Consider the following 22,674-nt stretch of genomic DNA (forward strand, 5'->3'; position numbering starts at 1 on the left):
TCCGTCTCTGAGTGTTTCTGATACTAGGTCGTCCATTCATACTTTCTGTGAAACTCTTTTATTTCAGTCAGCACCAATCGCGTTTTTCCTTGATGCGCATTCGGGATGTCTGCTGCGGGCGCGGCATTTCTTGTGCCGAATTTTACGATGCCGCTGTCTTGGAGCAGCCGGTCATAATCAGCCATCGATAAACGGACGCGTTCATCCAAATGCCGGCTGATCTGAAATTGATTCTGCCGCGTACGGCTTTGCGGCATAACGACACCGCTGTAAAATTCAGAACAGCAGCCCGAACCGTATGAAAAACAGCCGACTCGTTTCGGCGTTTCAAAAGAGCCGTTATCAATCGTGCTGGCAAGAGATAAAAATACGGTGGCCCCCATGATGTTGCCGACGCGCTGACAGTATTGAATCCCAGGCAGCACGCGTTGCTGAAAATCCGCTTCAATGTCTTGCGGCTTAGCCTTTGCCAATTTTCTCATCATCGTCCGATGCGCTCCTTTTACCATTCCGCCAAACGGAGTATGAAAAGAAAGGTATTGAAATGTATTCTTATAATCCGCCCCGCTCACACGCTTTCTGTATTCCTGAAATGATTTTTCACAGCAGTCCAAATAAGACATGAGCGACAGATCAGCATCCCCCGCTTCACTATCCGGGATCGGGCGGCAGGTATCCATGACTTCATACCCGTAATACCCGCTTGCGCCTTGATCAAGCAAAAAGACATGAGGGGTGCTGCTGACTAAAAGCGCCACAGCTCCCGCCCCCGCACTCGGTTCGGCATAGGACCATTCCTCCGTCAACGCGTCACCGCCTTCAGCCACTAAAAAGCGGGAAATATCCGTTCCGATGATGAGCGCTTTCGCTCCCGGCGATGTTTGCGATAAGATGAAATTCACGCCCATTTGAAACCCGGCCGTTAAAGAATAGCAAGCCTGTTTCACCTCAAATAACCGGCAATTCCGCTTCAGCTGCAAATAATCATGGACGTATGTACTGATGGATTTGCCAAAATCAATCCCGGATTCCGTACAGGTGATGACCATTTCAATCTGATTCCGTTCCTCTTCTGACAGAGAGTCGATAATTGGTTTTGCGGCATTTACGGCGAACGTAATCGGATCTTCAAACGGAAGCGCCACCACTTTTTCTTTCATCAGCAGGTTCTCAAACCTTTTTTTATCCAAGTTCCGATGTTCCGCAAGCTCCATGACGTCTACATACGCGGTTCCGCCAAACACGTTCATTGCTTCGATTCCTACATTCATTTCTCCAAGCCCCCAGAGTAAAGAGGCTTCCTGTGGAAGCCTCTTTTATTTTTTCGCTCAAAACTCAACAAGCAGCCTGTCAACGCCGTGAAATACAGGGCTCGGAACCAGATTCGGCTCTTGATCCTCAGTAAAACGCCATGCGGGCACCTGTTCAAAAAAGTGGGAAAGCGCGATTTTCGCTTCAAGCCGGGCCAGCGGCGCTCCTAAACAATAATGGCTGCCCTGACCGAATGACAGATGCTGATTCGGCTTTCGTCCCAAGTCAATTTGATCGGCATTTTCAAACTTCTTTTCATCTCTGTTCGCCGATCCAATCCACGCATACACTTTTTCTCCGGCCGGAATCGTTTTTCCGCCAATCTCGCTCTCAACCGCGGTGTAGCGGGTTACCCGCTGAATGGAAGGTCTGAGGCGGATGACTTCCTCAATAAAGTCAGGAAGGAGCGCCTTGTTTTCAAGCAGCCGGGGCAGAATGTGCGGGAACTCCTTGAGACTGAGAAATGAATTTCCGATCACATTTTCCGTCGTTACGTGCCCCGCGACGATCAACAAGCCGCAAAAACCGATTAATTGCTTGTCTGACAGCGGCTCTCCGTCTAAATCAGCTGAAATTAAATGGCTGATTAAATCATTTTGCGGCTGTTTTCTCCGCTGTAAAATAAACTGCATGAAGTATCCGATCATCTGCTTTTGCACTTCATTCATTTTCTTTTCATCTTTTACATTCTGGCTTTGGTCGACCCAGCTTTTAAAGATATCTCTGTCTTTCGGAGGAAATCCTAGAAGCTCTGCGATCACGATAATCGGAAGCGGAAATGCGTAATCTTCAATAATGTCCATCCTGTCTTTTGAACGGACGGTCTGAAGCAGGTCATCAGCGATAGCGGCTATACGCGGTGCAAGAGTCTCAACCGATTTCGGCATGAACGGCTGATTGACCAATTTTCTGAAGACGGTGTGTTCAGGCGGGTCCATTTTCAAAAGGCTGTCTTTGTTAATATGCCGAATCATTTTTTCCTGTTTGTCCGCACTTAAGTATTTATGATCGGAAGAAAAATGACTGTAGTCAGAAATCACCCGCTTCACTTCATCATAGGTGAAGATTTCCCAGCAATCTTCCTTTTCATTGTAATGAACGGGAGAGGTTTCTCTCATCGTTTGGTACCACTTGTACGGCTGCTGCTGTCTGATTTTTGTTAAACTGGTCATTTTCATTCCTCCAAGATGTGATCAAGATTTGAAATGACCCGCCAAAGCTTACGAGTAAACCCGGCGGGCGGATATGTGAAATTACGGTCTTGTTTTGGCGGGCTGCTTCAGCATCTTACCATGCACATTCAGTATCTTTTCCTGCAGCTGCAGAAAGCTGTATTCTGTCATTCCGTCTGCCGAATATAAAACGCCGCAAAATTCAGAAATCGTTTCGGCTGCGCTGTCTTCTGCCAATAACGTCATATGGTTGGATACCGCCACATCCATGATGGCGATGTTTGTCATATGCTCTTCCCACTGGCTCCAATAGTTGACGAAATCAGCGGATAAAATATCAGCCCTGATCGTAAAATACGGATCAAGCTCACCCAAGAAAATACCGTTTTTATTTCGGAAATAATAGCATGTCACCCCGTTCGGATCCGGAAGCGGCAGGAGTTCGTAATCAGTGATTTCGTAAGCGTCCTGAACGTTTATATTCTGCCTGATCAGATTTTTCACCAACGCGTCCGTCTTCGTTAACCCCCGCTGTTTGGCTTTTGCGATTAATTGCTCTAAAAATATGTCTTCATGAAGATCGGCATTCAGTTCATCACGATGAATCAAGGTTTCAGAAATGCGTTCCGGATGTTGATAGATTGGTGCAAATAAAGCCATGTTCACCGTCTGCAGCATCATATTTTTATCAAATAATTCATCAGGAATGTTTATTTCCCGCGCACCCGCTGAGTCAAAGGAGTCGAGCATGACGATTGACTCAACGGTTTCTCCAGCCAGCTGCAATTGCCGGGTGACTTCATAAGCGAGCATGCCCCCTAATGAATAGCCGCCCACATCGTAAGGACCCCGGGACTGCACGGTACGTATGAGCTTAACGTAATATTCGGCCATGTTTTTAATGCCGCGGATCGGTTCCCGGTCTGTCATCCACCCTCTTGCCTGAATTCCGTAAAAAGGACGCCCGGTCCGTTCGGCAACAGGCTGGTACAGCTCCACTGCCCCCAGCGCGGAATGAAACCAGAAAATCGGTCTTCCCTTTCCACCCGGGTTAAGACAGATCAGCTCGGGCGGTTCTTGATCATCTGTCTCTTCTGATATATCGTTTTGTTTCGTATGTTCCCCATGTACTTCCTCAGTGTCTTTTTGGACAGAACCGGTCAGATACCCGGCTAATGTTGCGATTGTCGGATATTCATAGACCAGATTTGCCGTAATAGACGCTTGATAGGTTTTATTAATGGACTGAACCCATTCCACACCGATAATAGAATCCAGCCCCATCTCAATGAATGCCTCATGCTCATCAATATCTTCCGGCTTCAGAAACAGGATGTCCGCAAGGCTTTCTTTGAGCTCTTTGCGCAAAGTGCCGTCAGAGATGCCGGCAAGGGGAGTTTCTGCTTCCGGGATTTGCGGACGTACCGCTGTTTCCTCCGCTTCAGCATACTCGGGTTTCTTTATTTGTCCCGCTATATATTCCGCAAGCTCTTCAAGCGTCGGGTGTTCATACACCTTATTGGCAGTAATCTCAGTGTGGTACGTTTTATTTACTGTTTGTATCCATTCAACCCCGATAATGGAGTCAAGACCCATGTCGATGAAAGGCTCATCAGCATCAATATCTTCCGGTGACAAAAATAAAATATCTGCCAGGCTTATCCTCAATTCTTCAAGCAATGTTCTATTGTCTTCGGAAACGGCTTTTTCTGGCTGCTGGACAGAAACAGTACAATCCAAAGGCTGTAACACGATTGGCTTTTGCAATGTCTCCGGTTCAAACGCTGTCATTTCGATCTCAGTTAAAGGACTCAGAGAAATCAGCCCTTCATGTTCAGGCTGTGGCGAAGACGGGAGAACGGTTTGCGTTTCAGACTTTTTCATGGTCTGTCCTGGTAAAGAACTGTTTACATCAGCCGCCCAATACCTTTCTTTTAAAAACGGGTAGGCAGGAAGCGGCGTTTTATAATATTGCCCTCCGTCAAAAAGCCGTGTAAAAGGAAGATCATACCCTCTGCAAAAAAGGTCAGCGATATGTGCCAGGTTTTCTCTGTACTGTGCGGGCGAAGCCGCCGAGCGGCACTGTTCAATGCATTCCATTCCGAATGTTTTCATTCCGGCTTCTTCTGCCGGCTTCTGATCCTTCAAATTGGACACAAACACACCCGGAAGCTCTCTTTTTACAAGCCACTCCGATAATACCCGCTTCAGTTCGTCCGCACTGCTGACGATACAGGCAAACCGGTGATGTAAATGCTTTCTGCCGAGCAGGAGCGTATAACTTATATTTCCCAGATCGCTGTCTTTGTTCTTGCTGAGTGAATCCAGCAGGCGTTCTGCCTGAATTTCCAGCTGACGCTCCGTCCGCGCAGATAAAGGAATGAGGCAGGCTGGTTTTGCCGGCGACCGGCGCACGGTTTGCGGCGCCTCTTCAATCACAAGATGGGCATTTGTTCCGCTGAATCCGAATGAACTGATGGCGGCTCTGCGCGGTGCATCCGGATTCCGTTCCCACGGTATCAGCTTTTCATTCACAAAAAACGGGCTGTCCGCAAATTGAATATGCTGATTGGCTTGATGAAAATGCAGGGAAGCCGGAATCTGCCGATGCTTCAGCGACAGCAGGATTTTAAACAGTCCGGCCATCCCCGCGGCCGCAGCGGCATGTCCGAGATTGGTTTTCACAGAGCCGATGGCGCAATATCCTTTTTTATCCGTATAGCGGCGGAAAGCGCGCGTTAAGGCGCCGAATTCGATCGGGTCGCCCAGTGCAGTGCCCGTTCCGTGAGCTTCCACCATTTGAATGGTTTCCGGATCAATGTGAAAAGTATCATAGACATGACGTTCCAATCGTTCTTGAGAAAGCGCGCTTGGAGCGGTGATTCCGTTTGTAGCGCCGTCCTGATTCATTGCAGATCCTTTTATGACGCCGTACACATGATCTCCGTCACTAACGGCGTCGCTAAGACGTTTCAGCACCACCGCTCCCACGCCTTCACCAGGCACGAACCCGTCCGCGCTTTGATCAAACGTATGGCAGCGTCCGGTCGGTGACAGCATATTCGCCTTATTTGACGACTGATAAAAAGCGGGAGTGGATTGAATGAAAACCCCGCCCGCCACCGCCATTTCCGTTTCTTTCGTCCAGAGCCCCTGACATGCCAAATGAATGGCTGTCAGCGAACTGGAACATGCCGTATCAACAGTGATCGCCGGACCTTGTAAATTAAGGTGATAGGCGATCCTTGCCGGAGTGACGGAATTATGATTGCCCCAAAACGCCTGCGCGGGCCCCTGCTGTTTAAAAATGGCCTGGTAATCTCCGCCGCAGGAGCCGGCATACACGCCGCATTCCCGGCCTCTTACCGAGTCTCCCGCATATCCCGCATCTTCAAGCGCTTTCCATGATTCTTCCAAAAACAGCCTCTGCTGAGGGTCCATATAGGTCGCTTCACGTCCCGATATATGAAAGAAAACGGGGTCAAAACATTCAATGTCCTCTATAAAACTGCCATACTGGCATTGGCTGTAAGAGATATCCCATCTGTCTGCTTTTTTAATCAGATCCCGTCCGGCGGCTAAGTGTTCCCAAAACTCATGGAGATTCTCCGATTCAGCAAACCGCCCGCTCATCCCGATAATCGCGATCGGTTCTTTTTCAGGTAACACAGCTGCTGATTTTACTGTATCGGCCGGATCCTTTTGTTCGGGGCGGTACGTCATTTGATACGGTTCAGAAACGCTGATGACGATTTTCCCGATATTTCCGCGGTCATCCAGACAGTGATACGCTTCTTTTATGTCTTCAAAGGAAAAGATTTTTGAGATGACAGGCTGAATGACTCCCTCTTCCGCCAGCCGCTGCAGTTCCAATTGATAGTCCTTGACCTGATCCGGATTTTGAAGGGACAGCTTCCGCAAATCCACGCTGTGAAACGATTGATTGTTATGAAGGACGGACAAGTCGACTGATTTAGCGGATTTCAGCGCAGTCATGGCAATTTCGATATATCTTCCGCCCGGCGCCAGGCAATTCATTCCTTTTTGCATGGCATCACCGGCCAGGGTATTAATGACAACATCCACCCCCCGGCCGCCGGTCATTCGCATGATTTCCGTTTCAAAATCTTCTTCTAAATAGCAAATGGTATTGCGGACCCCGAGCGAATGCAAATACTCAATTTTTTTCTGTGATCCGGCCGTAGCATATATTTCCGCGCCGATATGCCGGGCCATTTGCACCGCGATCAGCCCCGTTCCTCCCGTCGCGGTCTGAATTAATATTTTTTCGCCTTTTTTAAGTCCGGCTTTCCGGAAGGCGTCTATCATTGTCACCGCCACGGTGGGAAGAGCGCATGCTTCTTCAAAGGTCAGCCGGGCCGGTTTATGATAGACTTGATGTTCTTTACATGTGATGAGATTCGCCTGAGATCCAAATTCCTCTCCCATGCCGACAATCACTTCATCACCTGGAATGACGGATGTTACATGCCTCCCTGTCTTGATCACGACGCCGCTTGCTTCAAATCCCGGAGTGAACGGATAAGGCGGCATCGTCGGGTACAGCCCTCTGACACAAAGCAAGTCTCCGAAGTTTAAAGAAAAGGCGCGGACGGCTATTTGAACCTCGTCATCTTTTGTCTCGGGCACTTCACTGCGGGCAATCGTCAGATCTTCAATGCCGCCCGGACGGTCAATCACAACCCGGAACATTCCCGAGTCATCGGACTTTGCGAAAGAAGGCGGCATACGTTCTTGTTTCGGTTTCTGATAACCGTTTTCCTTTCTTTCCGTCTGCAGAGGTTTTTCAGCAGGCCGTTCTTCCTGAAGCGCCGGGCGGATTTTCGCTCTTTCGGCCTTCAGAGACGAGGCTATGATGGTTTCGTATTCTTCCGAGATATAACGGGTCAGCAGTTTCACATGATAGTAATCAAATAAAATCGTTGTCTGCAGTGTAAGATTCAATCGCTTATTAATCTCGTTAATCACATTGACGGCCAGAATGGAATCAATGCCGTATTCAGAGAAATTCAGTTCTTCCTGAATATCCTCTTCTTTCATTTTTAATACATCGGCAATACTTGTTTTGATGACAGAGCGGACATGGGAAGAGACCGATTCCCCATCAACCTTAACAGCTTGATGCTCCTCTGGCGCGCGGCTGCGGGAAACAGGCTGCGCGGGCTTTCGGAAAACTTCGGCCGGGGCGGCGTATGGCTTTCTGCCGTCTCTGATCCCTTGCATCCGGACGAGTCCGTCACTCTCAGCTGCGATAATCTGCTGACCTAAATCATGAGCCGTTTCAGCAGGGAAGCAGACCGCTCTGTATCCTTCCGAATGCAGCACACGCTCCCACGATTTTGGATATAAGCCGGGACTTCCCGGAATCCGAAGCTCAGCATCCTCATAGGACCACCAGCCGTCAAGCAGCCCGAAGGTTAAATGGGTAAAAACAGAACGATCGCTGATTTCGTTTATCAAAATCATCCCGTGGTATTTCAGGAGCGCTTTCAGACGGCGCAGTGTCAAACCGATATTTTTTGTGGCGTGAAGCACATTGGCGGCGATGACAATATCGTAAACACCCGTTTTGATATTTTGTGATTCGCAAGGCTCCTCCGCATTAAACAAGGCTGTTGTCAAATACGGCACATCAGGTCCGTATTCCTGTTCGGCATGCATTAAAAAAGCTTTAGAAACGTCCGTATAACAATATTCCGCAATCTGTTTTGCAAATGGTTTCAGTTTTGTAAACAGCATGGCGCTCGTTCCGCCCGTCCCGGCCCCTACTTCTATCAGCCTGATGCGGGCATCAGGGTGTTCTGTAAGATAGGCTTTCAGGTAAGCGGCCGCGGAATCTGCTAACACTTCATTAAAATAATCCGCGACAGGATTATGCTTATAAACACCTTCAACGAGCCGCATTGATGAATCGGGAAATACGATATCCGTAGCCGGACGTTCTCCTTTTAAAATGGAAGGCATCGCTTTTATCGTCGCCTCGGCCAATTCAGCTTGCGCAAGCTCCCCATTGGGAAGCAGGCGTTTATGGGCATTCCACTCATTCCAGACTGTGCGGCCGTCCTGGCGCTGATCCGTGAGAAGAGTGATCGTGTATCCGTCATACGCGATATATCCGTTTTCTTTTAATAGATTCAGGCTTTCTTCCAGCCATCTGCCGTATGTGCCGATCACGCCGGCGCTCCGCATGGATGCTGCAGGTGTGGTGACAGGCTCGCTGAAAAACCCGATTGACTGTAATTGGTAAAAGAGCAGTTTGCAAAGAAGGCTGTTCATATGCGCAACTCCATTTCTCGTTTTAAAGTCTCAAGCCGGTCATTCCGATCCGGATTTTGCCGCTTGACGCTTTCCATAAATGAAGGCTTCGGGCCGGATACAACCGATATTGCATCTTGATCCGTCAGCGCGGCTAAGCCGTGCGGAGCAGCTTTGATGAATGCTGCTTGGCTGAACGGTTCTGATAGTAAGACTTCCAGCGCCTCCATTGCTTCATCGGGTTCAATAGAACCGATCCCTGACGCCTCCATCCGTTTTCTGTAAGACGGGTCTGATACAACACCCAGACTGCCCCAATATCCCCAATTCATGACTTTCACTTCACAATCAAGCAAGGAAGCGATATGGCGAGCAAAGGCGTCTTGAAATGTACACCCTGCCGCATAGTTGCTTTGCCCGGCATTTTTTGTGAAAGAATTAACGGATGAGAAAAACAGCACAAAATCAAGCGGTTCTCCCTTAAAAGCTTCGATCATTCGGACGCTCGTATTCACCTTAGCTGAATAAGCGTTTCTGAAAGAAGCTTCATCCATATTCGCCATACTTTTGTCGGCAAGCGTTATCGCGGAATGGATGACTCCCGTTATATTGCCGTATTGTTCTCTTACGGAACGGACGGCCGCTTTAAGCGCTGCGGCATCTTGAGCATCAGCCTGTATATAATGCGGCGCGGGGCCTGATAGCGCCAGCCTGTCTATTTTGCTCTGAATCTCCTGATCCTTAGGCCGCCTGCCGATCCATATCATCCGTGCCTTGTAACGGGTGATCATGTATTTGCTCCATGCTTCTCCGATGCCGCCCGCTCCGCCGATGACAGCATAAACGCCGCCTTCTCTGTACGACATACGCGGAGCGGAACTTGTCAGCACCCGGACTGTTTTTTGCTTGTGCCAAGCTCCGTGACGGTACGCGGCAGCATTTCCGCCCGGATCTGGAGGAAGGCGCCAGATGTTTTTCATCTCAGACGAATCACTGCCTTCTTCTGCATCAATCAGCCTGATGTCCCAGTTCGGATATTCTTTTGCCAATGAACCGATCAAACCGTGTACGCCTGCATGCTCAGGCTGCGGCAGATCACCCGGATACACGGACTGTGTCTGCCGGGTCACCGCCGTAAAGCTGATGTTTCGGTTTCCATACCCGAGTGACAGCAGCGCTTTGATGAAACGGAAACATTGAATCACCCCATTCTCCTGCTCATCAAGCATTTCCTGACTGACGGATGCGGGTGCGAAACGATCCGGCGCAATCCATAAGAAATGGCGGATATCCTGATACCCGGCTGTCAATTCACGTAATGTTTGCTCGCTTGAATGATCCGGCGTCTCCGCCAGATGGGCGCGGGGCCACATTTTTGCCGCAGCCTTTATGGTATTTCCCGGCTTTCCGATGATCAGCAATTGTTCCTGATCAACCGCTCGATTTTCTTCCAGAGAAAAGAAAGTTTTGTCCCAAACAGGGGCAAGCATCGCCGTCTGAACTTCCTGCCGTTTGCTTTCGGTTTGGTTTGTCTGCCGGACAGCCCGGCAGGAAAATCCTGTTAATCTCATACAAACAGCGCCGTTTTCATCACATAAATCAATATCCAGCGTCAGCGCTCCGTTATCTGACCGATCGCTCTGTTTGCGGACAAGCGCCCACATCGTTTTCTGAGTCGGCAGAAATATTTCTGCCTGCCTCAGGGAAAACGGCAGCATCGGAGTGTCTCCGGCAGTATCTGAACCGGCACCAAGTGACGCCTGAAACGCGGCATCTAAAAGACTCGGATGGATGACAAACTGATCGGCGGTACTGTCTGCCGTTTCCGGCAGCGACAGCCGGGCTGCAGCACCCCTCTCTCCGATCATCAGCTGATCAATTCCTTGATGGCTCGGCCCGTATATCATACCCGCATGCCGGAAAGCCTGATAAACCTCATCAGACGTCATAACCGATTGGCTGCAGCCGGACAGCCAGCCCTCTAAGTGAACTGACGGAGCCGCTGCTATCTCTCCTGATACCGCGGTGCCTTTACTGTATAAAATCCGTTCTCCCCCGGGTTCTTCCGATAGGCTGTAAATTGTAAATTCAATGTCTTCATTTCCCTTAAGGATAAGGCTGATATGGACTTCTACATCCGTCCCCTTATGAACGACAGGCCTCATCCATATGAGATCTTTCAAATACAGTCCTTTACGTCCATCCGGCACAGCGTATGCGGCACGCTCAACGGCCGCCCTGGCCATTTCGATCACAGCGGCTCCCGGGAGCACCTTCTCCCCATTGACTGTGTGGTCAGTGAAAAAGAATTCCCGTCCGGTAAAAACAGAGGTGAATTTCAGCTCCCACAGATCGGATGTGTTTTCATGAAGCAGCGGATGGATCACCGTTTTGCCGTCATTCCGTTTTGAAACCGCCTCGGCTTCATCTTGAATCCAGCATCTGACCTTTGCAAACGGATAGGCGGGAAGGCTGATTCTCCGGGGTTTTTGTCCCGAATATAACAAGTTCCAGTCCACATCGACTCCCTGCACCCACATGTTCAGCAAATGACCGTACTTTCTCTTTTTCAGCCATTTGACCATGGCTTCCTGCAAATCTTCATCAGATTCAAACACAGCCACTGTCTCATGATTTCGCTTCGCCCGCCCCCTGTAAAGATGCGGTGCGTTTTCATTTTCCAAGTACGATCTGAGCTTGTCCTCCAGCTCCTTAAGAGAGTCCGCAATGAAAGCCAGCCGCTCATCCATCGCTTCCCGCCCCGCTTGTAAAGTGTATGCGACATCAAATAAGTCCGGCTTATCCGTATGCTTCTTTTGAAGAAAAGCAAGAAGGCGCTCCGCATATTCTGTCAGACGCTCCCCATTTTTCGCAGACAGCAGAATGACAGCCGGCTCTTGGCTGCTGATTGCTTGTTTGACAGGAGCCTCATATTCTTCAATAATGATATGCGCGTTAGAACCGCCCGCCCCAAAGCTGCTGATCCCCGCCCTGAGAGGCTGTTCTGCTCCGTCTGCTGAAATCCGTTTCCAATCTGTTAATTCCCGGCAGACGGAAAACGGCCCTTCGTCAAATTGGATATTCGGATTTAAAACATCCGCATGCAAAGATGGGGCGATTTGTTTGTGCTTCATCTGCAGCAGCACTTTTGTGACAGCGGCGATGCCTGCTGCAGATTCCCCATGTCCGATATTTGATTTGACAGACCCGATGAGACATGTTTCAGGAACATCACCGAATGCATCGGTTAAAGCCCGGATTTCAATCGGATCGCCTAATTTCGTCCCTGTCCCGTGCGCTTCCACATAGCTGATCTGGCCCGGAGAAACCCCCGCCTCCTGTAAAGCTTGAGAAATGACTTCGCTTTGCGCCTTGGGGTTCGGTACGGTGTAACCGCTCGCTCTTCCGCCGTGATTAATGGCAGCTCCCTTAATGACGCCGTAAATCCGATCTCCGTCTTGTACGGCGTCTTCTAAACGTTTAAGAAGCAGCACCCCGACCCCTTCTGCCGGAATATAGCCGTCACCCCCGGCGCCGAAACTCCCGCAGTGTCCTTTAGATGAAATGAACTGCCCCTGGCTCAGCATGAAGTACTTGTTAGGATGAACGGTGAGATTCACTCCGCCGGCAAGCGCCGCGCGAATCCGATGATCCCGCAGATCCCGGCACGCCATGTACAATGAAGTCAGCGAACCCGAACACATCGTATCGACCGAAATGCTCGGCCCTTGAAAATCACAAAAATAGGAGACACGGTTAGCAATGGATGAAATCCCGCCGGGGAGCCCGATATGCCGTCCTTTCACTCCCGCTTCAGCCGCGAATAGCGGGTATTCCTGATACATGACACCGGCATACACACCTACCTGACGGCCAAGTTCAGGTGATGTCCTCGTATATCCCGCATCCTCCATGGCCATCCACGCATGCATTAAAAACAGCCGTTCCTGAGGATCAAGGTGTTCCGCTTCACGGGGGGAAATCTTAAAGAACTCAGGATCAAAATCGGCGATCCCGTCAATGAATCCGCCCCATTTGCTGTAGATCGCTCCCGGCGCCGTCCGGTCCTCGGAAAAGTAATGTTCCCATTTCCAGCGGTCTTTCGGAATTTCGGTAATACAATCCTTTCCTTGTTTGAGATTTTCCCAAAACGCATTGATATCATCGGCCTGCGGATACTTGCCGGAAATCCCGACAATGGCAATATCCAGCGGATTTCCTTTCGTTTTCGGACGGTTTTGATTCCCGGACGGGGCAAAAGACGCATTTTCAAGCCGATTTGGCTGAAGCACTTCTTTCACAGACGCGTTTTTCAATTCCGCCAGCTGTTCCCCGGTATGACTGAGGACTGCGGCATCAAATGAGAGAAACCCGTCTTTTTTATGTTTGATTGTATTCACCACATAAACGGTATCAGACATGACAGGTCCGTAAAGCGTCAGCCTCTCAATCATGAGCGGAACGTGAATTCGCTTTTTCAGCTGCAATTCTTCTTCACCGAGCGACATATAACAAGAATTCAATATAAGCGGGTCAAATGCAAAGTGACGCAGATCGCCTTTTTCTTTTTTTCCTGATAAGTCCAGCTGCAATAAAAAGGAGCTCTCACTCATTTTGTATCCCGCCGTTACCGTTTTCAGCATCGGGCCTATCGTGAAGCCGGCAACCGAATCGTACAGACGGGAAATAACATCCGGTGCTACCTTTTGTGCATGCGCCTTCATTTGTTCAACGTCATACGATTTTTTTACGGGTGCCTCTATACCTCTGCTTATTTCTCCTTCGGCACACGTCTTCCGGCTTTCTTTACCGGAAACAGTGCAGCTTGCGGTAAAGCGTTCGGCACTCTTTTCTGCCGCAAATGAAATGTCAATCTGTGCGGCCTCTCCCTGCTCCAGCGTGACGGGCCCGCCTGTAAAGCGGATATCTTTCAGCTCGGCGGGATACGTGCCGGAATGAGACGCTCCGGATGCTTCAAGCACCAGACACGGATACACTACACCCATCAGTGCCGATTTGCCGAAAACCAGATGATCCTGAAGGAATGCTTCATGTTCATAGAAAGTAAATGTCTGACTGACTGATTGCGTTTCAGAGACCGGTGCTGCATCCGCGACAAGGCCGGAAGATTCACCTGTTCCTTTTGTTTTTATGTCTTCAAGCAGTTCGGATATGCTGCTGCACTCAAATAAAAGAGTCGGATTCAGCCGCAGATCAAACGCCCCTTCGATGTCTTTAATAATGGCCAGAAGCTGTGACGATTCAAGGCCTAATTCAAAAAATACGGTGTGCGCATCATTTCTTGTGACAGGACGGCCTACGTATGTTGAAAAAATGCGGTATAAGGTTTCCTCCATCTGCTGAACGCCTGGTATCAGCTGCCGGTCTGTCCGCACCTTTTTGGCTGTCAGGCCGAGCAGTGAAGCAATATGCGCACCGCTGAGGCTGTAAAAGTCAATATCCATTTTCACCATTTCAGAAGGCGTGCCGGATTTTTTCAAAATCACCGCGTAACAGCGCTCCGTAACGGTTTCAGCGGCACTAAACGAATCATAATAAATCGGTAAAAACAAACCGGCGCCTGCAGCTGTCTGCAATACGCCGGAGGCCATGGCGGCACCGTCCATCAGCGCGGGGTGAAAGAGAGCGCTGGGGAGATTTTCCTGGCATGAATCAGACTGCCGAATATCAAGGAAACATTCCTCTTCATTTGCATAGATCTCTCCCTCCGGCTTCATCAGCCCGTCATGCGACAGTCCGCGGCTTCTCGCGTCTTCGTAAACCGTATGCAAGGAGACTGATGGAAGCGTAACTTGTTTTTTCTCTTCCGCGTCAAGGCGCTTATCTGATGAGAAAGCCCCTTCATGCACCTCCGCTGATAAGAAAACCGTCCCGGAATCCGCCCCGCAAATCGAGGCAGTCCAGAACTCCTTTTCTTTACTGAATATGACACTCACATCAAGCCGCTCTGACCGCTTCACTGATAAAGGATGATAAATGGTCACCCGTTTCAGACAGATGGAACGGAATGAAAGATCAAGGCTTTGCTTTGCCAGCTGATACAGCATATCAATATAGGCCAGACCGGGCATGACAGATTCTCCGTGAACAAGATGGTTTTTCATAATGGGATGTTCTGCCGTCAGGCGCAGATTCACTGTTTTTTTCATGGTTCGTCCCCTTTTAAAAACGTCACGTTGTCACCTGCCAAAACGAGTCTGCAGGTGCAGTGCTTGTCTCTGCTTTTTTCTCATATTTCTTTAAAAGATCCGCAATGTCTGTTTTTTCATTACTTGTTTTTTCCGCTTCATTCTCCGTGCTGTTCCAGCCGCCCAAAAGCGGGTAGTGTTTTTTTCTGAATTCCGGCGGCTGAGGCGCCCGGTGATGTTCCCCCTGCCTTTCACCTCTGTATTCTTCAACGAGGATATGAGCATTTGTCCCGCCGTCAGGAAATGAACTCTGAGCTGCGACGCGGGGTTTCTTCTCTGAATGCCAATCAACGGGTTCACGATTAAAATGAATACGCGACGCTTCAAAGTCATAATGTTCAAATGGCTCACGCGCTGATAAGAAAGGCGGAATCCGCTTATGATAGACGCTCAGCACACATCGGATGAAGCCCGCAAGACCTGAAGACAGAAGCAAATGCCCCACATTCGGTTTCACCGATCCGATCCGGCAGGGCAGAAGCGTTTTCCGGTTCAGCTGATAGACATCTGAGAGCGCCTTGATTTCCACCGAATCAACGATTGGGGAACCGCCTCCGTTCACTTCTATATATCCAATGTCTTCGGGCGACTTTTCCGCCATGTCAAGCGCAGTTTGAATGGCGTCTCTCTGCGCTCTTATATTCGGTGAACCGGGACCGAGCGTCCGGCCGTCATTGTTTACCGAGACGGCTTTTATGACGCCGTAAATACGGTCTCCGTCCCGCACCGCATCGCTCAATCGCTTGATAAAAACCGCCCCCGCTCCTTCTCCGAGCACTTCTCCCGCTGATTCACGGTCGAATATATGAAACACGCCGTTCTCATTTAAAATATGGCGCGCTCCGAATAACCGGTGCGCGGACGGAGATAAGAGCAGACTCACCGAACCGACTAAGGCTGCGTCAATCCTTCCGGCCAAAAGGGCGTCTTTTGCAAAGGACAGCCCGATCAGCCCTGAGGAACATGCTGTATCCACGACAAGGCTCGGCCCTGTGACATTCAAAAATCGTGAAATGTTGGCCGCCAAATAGTTTTGCCCCGCCCCCAAAATCGGGTTAGGCGCCTGCAGGATATGTTCCATACCGGCTGAAGGCTGCGCCCTGCCGCCGATGTACACGCCGACTTTCCGGCCCGATAAATCCTTTTGGCCGTACCCGGCATCATAAACGGAATGAACCGCTTCTTCTAATATGATCCGCGCCTGCGGGTCCATAATTGCCGCGTCTTTTTCAGAGATGCCGAAAAATCCCGCATCAAACATGTCGATATCATCAATCCACCCCGCATAATCCTTTGCATGTGCTGTTGCATGCCAGCGCGATGCGGGGACAGGCCGGATGGCGGTGTTTCCTTTCATCAGCAGCTCCCAAAAAGCATCCGTTCCGCCCGCCCCCGGAAAACGGCAGGACATGCCGACGACGGCAATATCGTCTTCGGTATCCGCTTTCGGCTTCATGGATGTTCTCTCTTCAGCTGCGGCGGTTAAATCAGGCTCTACGTCCCTGTCTTGAACGAAACCATTTTCTTTTGTCACAAAATCGGCTTCATGATGCGCTGCGAAATAGTCAACCATTTCTGTAATCGTTTGATATTGAAGCATTAAGGACGGTGTTAACTTTATGCTGATCCGTTTTTGCAATGATTGAACCAATTCCGCAAAGAGTATTGAGTCAATCCCGTATTCATCAAACGGCATATCATCTTTTATCTGCTCATCCGTCATTTTCAGTTCTTCGCTGAAAACGATGCGCACCCATTGGCGAATCATATCCTTCACCTTTTGGTCACCGGCAGTGCTTTTTTTCACGGGAGCTTCAGATTTCTTCACCTTCAGAAGATCACCAAAATCAGGCTCACTGTCTTCGGGAACACAAGGAATTCCGCAGCTTTGTCCGTTTAAGATGATGTAATCTAAAAACTTCAGTCCGTCTTCGGCAGACAGCCTGGAAAGTCCTGATTTTTGATAAGCAGGTGTTTCCGGCAGGCCTTCAGCCATGCCGGTTTCTTTCCAGACGGGCCATTGAACGGCTTTAACAAACACGTTTCCTTTACCTGCTTGATGATTTGCAAAAGAGTCCATAAATGAATTAGCCATCGCGTAGTCACTTTGCCCCGCAGCAAGCGAAGGGATCAGACCCGAAACGGATGAGAACAAAATAAAAAACGACAGCGGCTCATTCTGAACAGCTTCATAGAGACCGCGAAGCCCTGTTACTTTCGGCTTGCAAACGCTTTCTATTTCAGTTTCGGTTTTATTATAAAAAGCGGGGTGTTCTCCCATTGCGCCCGCGCAATGAAAAACGCCGGTAATCGGTCCCATCGTGCCGCGGATGCTGTCCGTCATTTTCTGGAGCCCCTTTTGATCCGTAAGAGAAACGCTGTAATAACGGATCTCCGCGCCCCGCTCGGCTAACCTCTGCATCCGCTCGGCTTTTTCCGGGAGAATGCCGTCCTTTTTCATGTCTGCCCACTCTGAGGAATCGGGAAGCGGCTCCCGCCCCATGATGACCAGTTTCCTGCATCCGCGTGAAACGGCATGCTCCGCCGCAATTGCGCCGATCCCGCGCGATCCGCCCGTTATTAACAGCACATCATCAGACGAATAGGAAAGCTCAGGCGCCGCCGAAACATTCATACCCTGCTTCAGAAACGGCACATAACGGCGATTCAGCCTGTAGCAGCATTCACTGACGCTTTTGGCCCGCGGCTGTAAAAATTCAGTCTCAATCTGTCTGCTTAATTCTTCTGTATGCTCAATCTCACAATCGCTATCTATCGTAAAAGAATGAATGTTGGCATACTCAGCGCCCAGCATCCGGTACAGCCCCGCCGTTTTCGCCCCTTGCATCAGAGGTTTACTTTCCTTGAAAGGCTGGAGGCGGTGTGTCACTTGGCTGAACACAGCGCCGCTATGACGGAGTGATTCCAGAGCCTGCTGCAAAAAGGCAAGCTTTCCGTGTTCTATCTCTTCCTGCCGTTCATATTCCGCGTCATATGCGGTTATGTCGACGACCCCGAGTATCTGTTTGTTTTGAAGAGACTCCCGCACTCTGCCGTAAAGGTTTCGCCCCGATGCGGCGGCGTAATAATCGGCGCCGTCTTTTGCCTGATGGATGAAGCAGATCGTTTCAATATGGCCGTTTCCTTTAAAAAGAGCATCGGCCAATCGGCTCGTCTTATCAGTTGCAAGTATCATTACTGTTCCTGATAATGCTTCAGACTCCGCCGGATCTTGCTGCTTCCAGTCTTTTTGAAGAATGATCTTTTGGTTTTCCGCCGGTTCGTCTGTCTGTTTCCGGATATCCGCAGGCACAGGCACCCAATACCGCTCCTTCGCGAACGGATATACAGGAAGGCTGACCCGTTTCGGCTTCTCTCCTTCGTATAACAGGCTCCAGTTAACGGCGGCTCCTTTTGCCCACTCAGTGAGCAATCTGGAATATTGCTTGTTTTTCAGCAGCTCGGCCAATCCACTTGATGAAATATCATCTTGAGCACGTCCGCGGAAACATCCTTCAATTTCTGTTTTCCGTTCAAGCACATCCTTCAGTTTCGCTTGCAGGCCGCAAACGGATGTAACGATAAATGCCAGCCGTTCAGGCATCGCTTCTCTGCCAGCTTGAAGCGTGTAGGCCAGGTCTTTAAGGTTGACTTCTTTTTCCCGTAAAAAGCGGTCATACCGTTTGACATATTCTAATAGGCGATCTTCATTTTTTGCCGAAAGCAGAAACAGAACCGGCTCGTCTTCCCGTATATTCACCGATTTCTTTTCAGCCTGCGGCGGCAGATATTCTTCTATGACAAAATGGGCATTGCTCCCGCTGGCGCCAAAAGAGCTTAAACCCGCTCTTCTCGGCTGGTCAGGATGTGACGGCCGTTCCCATTCTTCCAGCCGGTCCGCCACATAAAACGGCGTGTCCGGAAACGGAATATGGGGATTCAGCGTGTCCGCGTGCAATGACGGAAAGATTTCTCCATGCTTCAGCTGCAAAAGCACCTTTGTTAATCCGGCGATCCCGGCTGCTCCTTCTAAATGGCCGATATTTGATTTGGCAGAGCCGATGGCGCAAAACCGCTTCTTGTTTGTCCATTTGCGGAAAGCGCGGCTCAGCCCTTCAATTTCAATCGGATCACCCAGAGACGTACCCGTTCCGTGAGCTTCAATATAACTCAATGTCTCCGGATCAATGCCGGCACTCTGAAAGGAATCTGTAATGACTTCCGCCTGTGATGCCGGATCAGGCACGGTCAAACCGGATGTTTTTCCGACATGGTTTAAAGCGGAGCCTTTTATGACGCCATATATCGGACAGCCCATTCTTTCCGCTTCTTGAACGGTTGTCAGTAACACCGCGCCGACGCCTTCTCCCGGCACATAACCGTCACCGCCGTCGGCGAAGCTTTTGCAGACGCCTTCTGAAGACAGAAATCCGGCATTCGCCAAAAACGCATATTTATGCGGGTGTGTGACCGCATTCACACCGCCGGCAATGGCGAATTCGCACTCCCCTCTTTTAATGCTTTCACATGCCAAATGTATGGATGTGAGCGAAGAAGAGCACATCGTATCAACAGCCATTGACGGTCCCGTAAAGTTCAGGCAGTGAGACACGATATTCGGAACAGAGGCAGGCGTCACGCCCATAGACAGCGGTGTGCCCCGCTGTGTGATTTCAGCCCCGAACAGCTCATAATGGCTCCAAAACACACCTGCGAATACCCCGACGCGTTTTCTTTTTTGTGAAGATGGCCCGCGCGCCGTTCTGTCCTGATAAAAACCGGCATCTTCACAAGCTTCCCAAGCCGTCTCTAAAAACAGCCGCGCCTGCGGGTCCATCATTTCAGCCTGGCGAGGAGTCAGATTGAAAAACAGCGGATCAAAGCTGTCTATGCGATCTAAAAATCCTCCGTAACGGTAGAACTGATCTGCTTCATATGAGAAAGGATAACCTTTCCATCTGTCTTTCGGCATTGTTGTGATGCAATCTTTCCCTGAGCGCAGATTTTGGTAAAATTCATCAATGCTTCCCGCCTGCGGGTATCTTCCCGCCAATCCGATTACCGCAATATCGTGCTCTTCTGTATGTCTCTCTTGTTTTCGGCTCCTTCTCTTTACAGCTGCATGGGATAATGAAGATCCGTTCTTGTCTCCCTTTGGACCCAATCGGCCCATGCTTTCAGTTACAGCCGGCTCTTTCCCGTATAAAATAACGGATTGCAGCTTGCCGAGACGCAGCATATATTCAAGTGCAGCCATCCCTTCCCCGGCCGGAAGCGGGCTGGTGCCCGTTGCATCATTCATGATCTCTTTCATCAAGCTGTCAACCTGCATGCCGCCATCTTCCCAAAGCGGCCAGTTGATCGTCATAGAAGCCCCGGTCCGTTCGCCTTTTTCCGCTCTGCAATCGCGATATTTCATATATTCATCCATAAAAGCGTTCGCTGCGGCATAATCTGTTTGGCCCGCATTTCCGGCCAACGCCGAGAATGAGGAAAATACGGCGAAAAACTCAAGCGGTTCATGCCGTGAAGCTTCGTCCGCATGAATCAAGCCGCTGATTTTCGGCAGGAACACCCGCTTCAAGTCAGAACTGTCTTTTTGGATGATAAATTGATCTTTTAAAACACCGGCGCAATGAAAAATGCCCGTTAGCCGGCCGAAGGTTTCTGTAATCTGAGCAAATGCCCGCTCTGTTTCGGCTTTGCTGCCGATGTCCGCTTGAACGTAAAGAACTTCTGCGCCCAATGCTTTCAGTCTGCTGATCTTCTCAGACTGTTCCGGCGAACGGCCGATGAGTGCGAGCTTCACCTTTTCTTTTTCTGCAAGGTGACGGGCAAGCAGAAATCCAAGACCGCCGAGACCTCCTGTAATGACATATACGCCGTTTTGTTTCCAGGGAGACTGTGTCTGCCCGTCCAGTTTCTCAATACGTTCGAACAATCTGATCTGCCGTATATTGTCTTTATACCGAATGTCTGTGCAGCCTGCATGAGAGCAGTCTGCTTCTGTTCTTATCATTGCGGCCGTTTCACTTGGCAATCTCTCATTCTTGTCACAGAAGGTGATCACCTGAGTGCGAAGAACCGGATTTTCCAGATGTGCCGTTTTCAGCATAGCCCCGAGAGCGGAAGACAATGCCGCTCCATTCTCAACGGCGCATACAAGCTGAATCAATGTATGTTCTTTTGGATGGTCTGTCAGTTCCCGTTTGAGCATACGAAATATGCGCTCGGCATCTGCTTCAAACTGCTCATCTGCAACCTCATGCTCCCTTTTCAGTTCTATCACTTCCGCTTCCGGGCAATATGTGCCGAGTTCACCGGTGAGACGGGGTCCTGCATCGGCAGCGATAATGAGATGACGGGTGTGTTTTTGCCCGTTCTGCACCGCCGTTTCCAGCGGATGATCTTTCCAGGCGGGTTCAAAAAACAGAACCTCATCAGCAATGTCAGCGTCTGATGTATGCCGTTCTTCGGCCGAATCTTTCAGCACACAGCCCGCTTCATTGATAAGGTAATCCGCAAGGCGGCCGACAGAGGAATATTCAAAAAGCAGTGTCGGATAAAACTGCTGCTGAAAAGTCTGCTCTAATATCTTTACAAGCTTCAGCAAATGCGCTGAGTCAAGCCCCATATCATAAAAGCCTTTCCGCACATCAATATCCTGTGCCGGACGATTGATCAACCTGGCGATTTCCGACTTTATGTAAGTCACCATGTTTTGTTCCGGCGTTTGCTGTTCAGACACGTCTTCTGCGGCCACAGAATTTTCCGACTCACCACGGCCGCTTCTGTTCTGCTGAGACGGCTTCTCTTTGTCTATCAGATGGGTAATCATATTCGCTTGTCTGACCCTTTTTACTGTCAGTTTCTCACATTCGGCCAATACGTTCCCTGCCCTGTCGTAAATCGTGAAGTCGGCCGAATAAACATCAGGTTCGCTATCTGATACGCCGCTTTCAGTGCGGCTGTTTTTCGCAGAATAAGTGTAAATCGTTTTCGGAAACGGCTGATACATGCAAAAACGATTGATCATAAAAGGAATATAAGGTGTGTCATTCTGCTTTTGGGCCGACAATGCAAAGGAAGAGCCGGCAAGGGTGGACGCATCTAAAAAAGCCGGATGCGCCTTAAATTTCTCCCGGAATCCTTCAGCCAAATCACTCAGAGTGAGCTCCATTAATTCTTCTTTATCCTGAAGCTGATAAACGGCCCCTTCATTTTTCATAAACTCGCCATGCTCAATATGGCTTCTTCTTGCAATTCCGTAAATGTCATGCATGTCCCATTTTCGGCTTGCGTTTTTTATGAACGCTTCAATATTCAGTTCTTTTGCCCGGGGCGTGTCTTCTTGCAAATAAAGCTGGCATTCCATATTCTCATCCCGGTTTCCGCCAAGCGGTGTGCCGTTTTTTGCTTTTTCGCTAGTGATCTCAACTTTCCAGCTGTCACGCGCCGGCGTAAAGGTCACATACAGGTGTTTATCAAACTCTTCAGATGTTACAACAGGCTGCTTAAAAATAATCTGTCTTAATTCTATAGGCCGTTCACCGAGATACCCGGCGGCGAGCCGATACAGCATATCTATTAAAGTCACGCCCGGGAGGACGCGGATTTGATGAACGCGATGATCCCGGACGATATAATTCGTATGGCTGATTTTCTGCAGGAACGTTTTGACTTGATCGGTGGCAACTGCCAATCTA

The 22,674-nt window shown here is 49.7% G+C and carries 5 protein-coding genes; all 5 read right to left on the reverse strand.

Annotated elements, in window-relative coordinates:
• Positions 1–23: 23 nt before the first annotated feature.
• On the reverse strand, positions 24–1,271 hold the full coding sequence (locus NYE28_RS12620; RefSeq protein ID WP_007409381.1) for a hydroxymethylglutaryl-CoA synthase family protein: 1,248 nt from the start codon (positions 1,269–1,271) through the stop codon (positions 24–26).
• Positions 1,272–1,328: 57 nt separating this feature from the next.
• Positions 1,329–2,483 carry a cytochrome P450 gene (locus NYE28_RS12625; protein WP_015240154.1) on the reverse strand — a complete coding sequence of 385 codons (1,155 nt, stop codon included), beginning with the start codon at positions 2,481–2,483 and terminating at the stop codon, positions 1,329–1,331.
• A gap of 81 nt (positions 2,484–2,564) precedes the next feature.
• Positions 2,565–8,780 carry a beta-ketoacyl synthase N-terminal-like domain-containing protein gene (locus NYE28_RS12630; protein ID WP_342490084.1) on the reverse strand — a complete coding sequence of 2,072 codons (6,216 nt, stop codon included), beginning with the start codon at positions 8,778–8,780 and terminating at the stop codon, positions 2,565–2,567.
• Positions 8,777–14,929 carry a type I polyketide synthase gene (locus NYE28_RS12635; protein WP_342490085.1) on the reverse strand — a complete coding sequence of 2,051 codons (6,153 nt, stop codon included), beginning with the start codon at positions 14,927–14,929 and terminating at the stop codon, positions 8,777–8,779. The genes NYE28_RS12630 and NYE28_RS12635 overlap by 4 nt, the downstream gene beginning before the upstream one ends.
• A gap of 22 nt (positions 14,930–14,951) precedes the next feature.
• Positions 14,952–22,670, reverse strand: coding sequence for a type I polyketide synthase (locus NYE28_RS12640; RefSeq protein WP_342490086.1), 7,719 nt, complete (start codon positions 22,668–22,670; stop codon positions 14,952–14,954).
• Positions 22,671–22,674: the final 4 nt, after the last annotated feature.

It is taken from the genome of Bacillus sp. FSL R5-0443, assembly GCF_038608285.1.
GTDB lineage: Bacteria > Bacillota > Bacilli > Bacillales > Bacillaceae > Bacillus > Bacillus velezensis.

Bases quoted from the DNA above. Each gene is read 5' to 3' on its own strand.
- NYE28_RS12620 (WP_007409381.1), bottom strand. From the start codon at position 1,271: ATGAATGTAGGAATCGAAGCAATGAACGTGTTTGGCGGAACCGCGTAT.
- NYE28_RS12625 (WP_015240154.1), bottom strand. From the start codon at position 2,483: ATGACCAGTTTAACAAAAATCAGACAGCAGCAGCCGTACAAGTGGTAC.
- NYE28_RS12630 (WP_342490084.1), bottom strand. From the start codon at position 8,780: ATGAACAGCCTTCTTTGCAAACTGCTCTTTTACCAATTACAGTCAATC.
- NYE28_RS12635 (WP_342490085.1), bottom strand. From the start codon at position 14,929: ATGAAAAAAACAGTGAATCTGCGCCTGACGGCAGAACATCCCATTATG.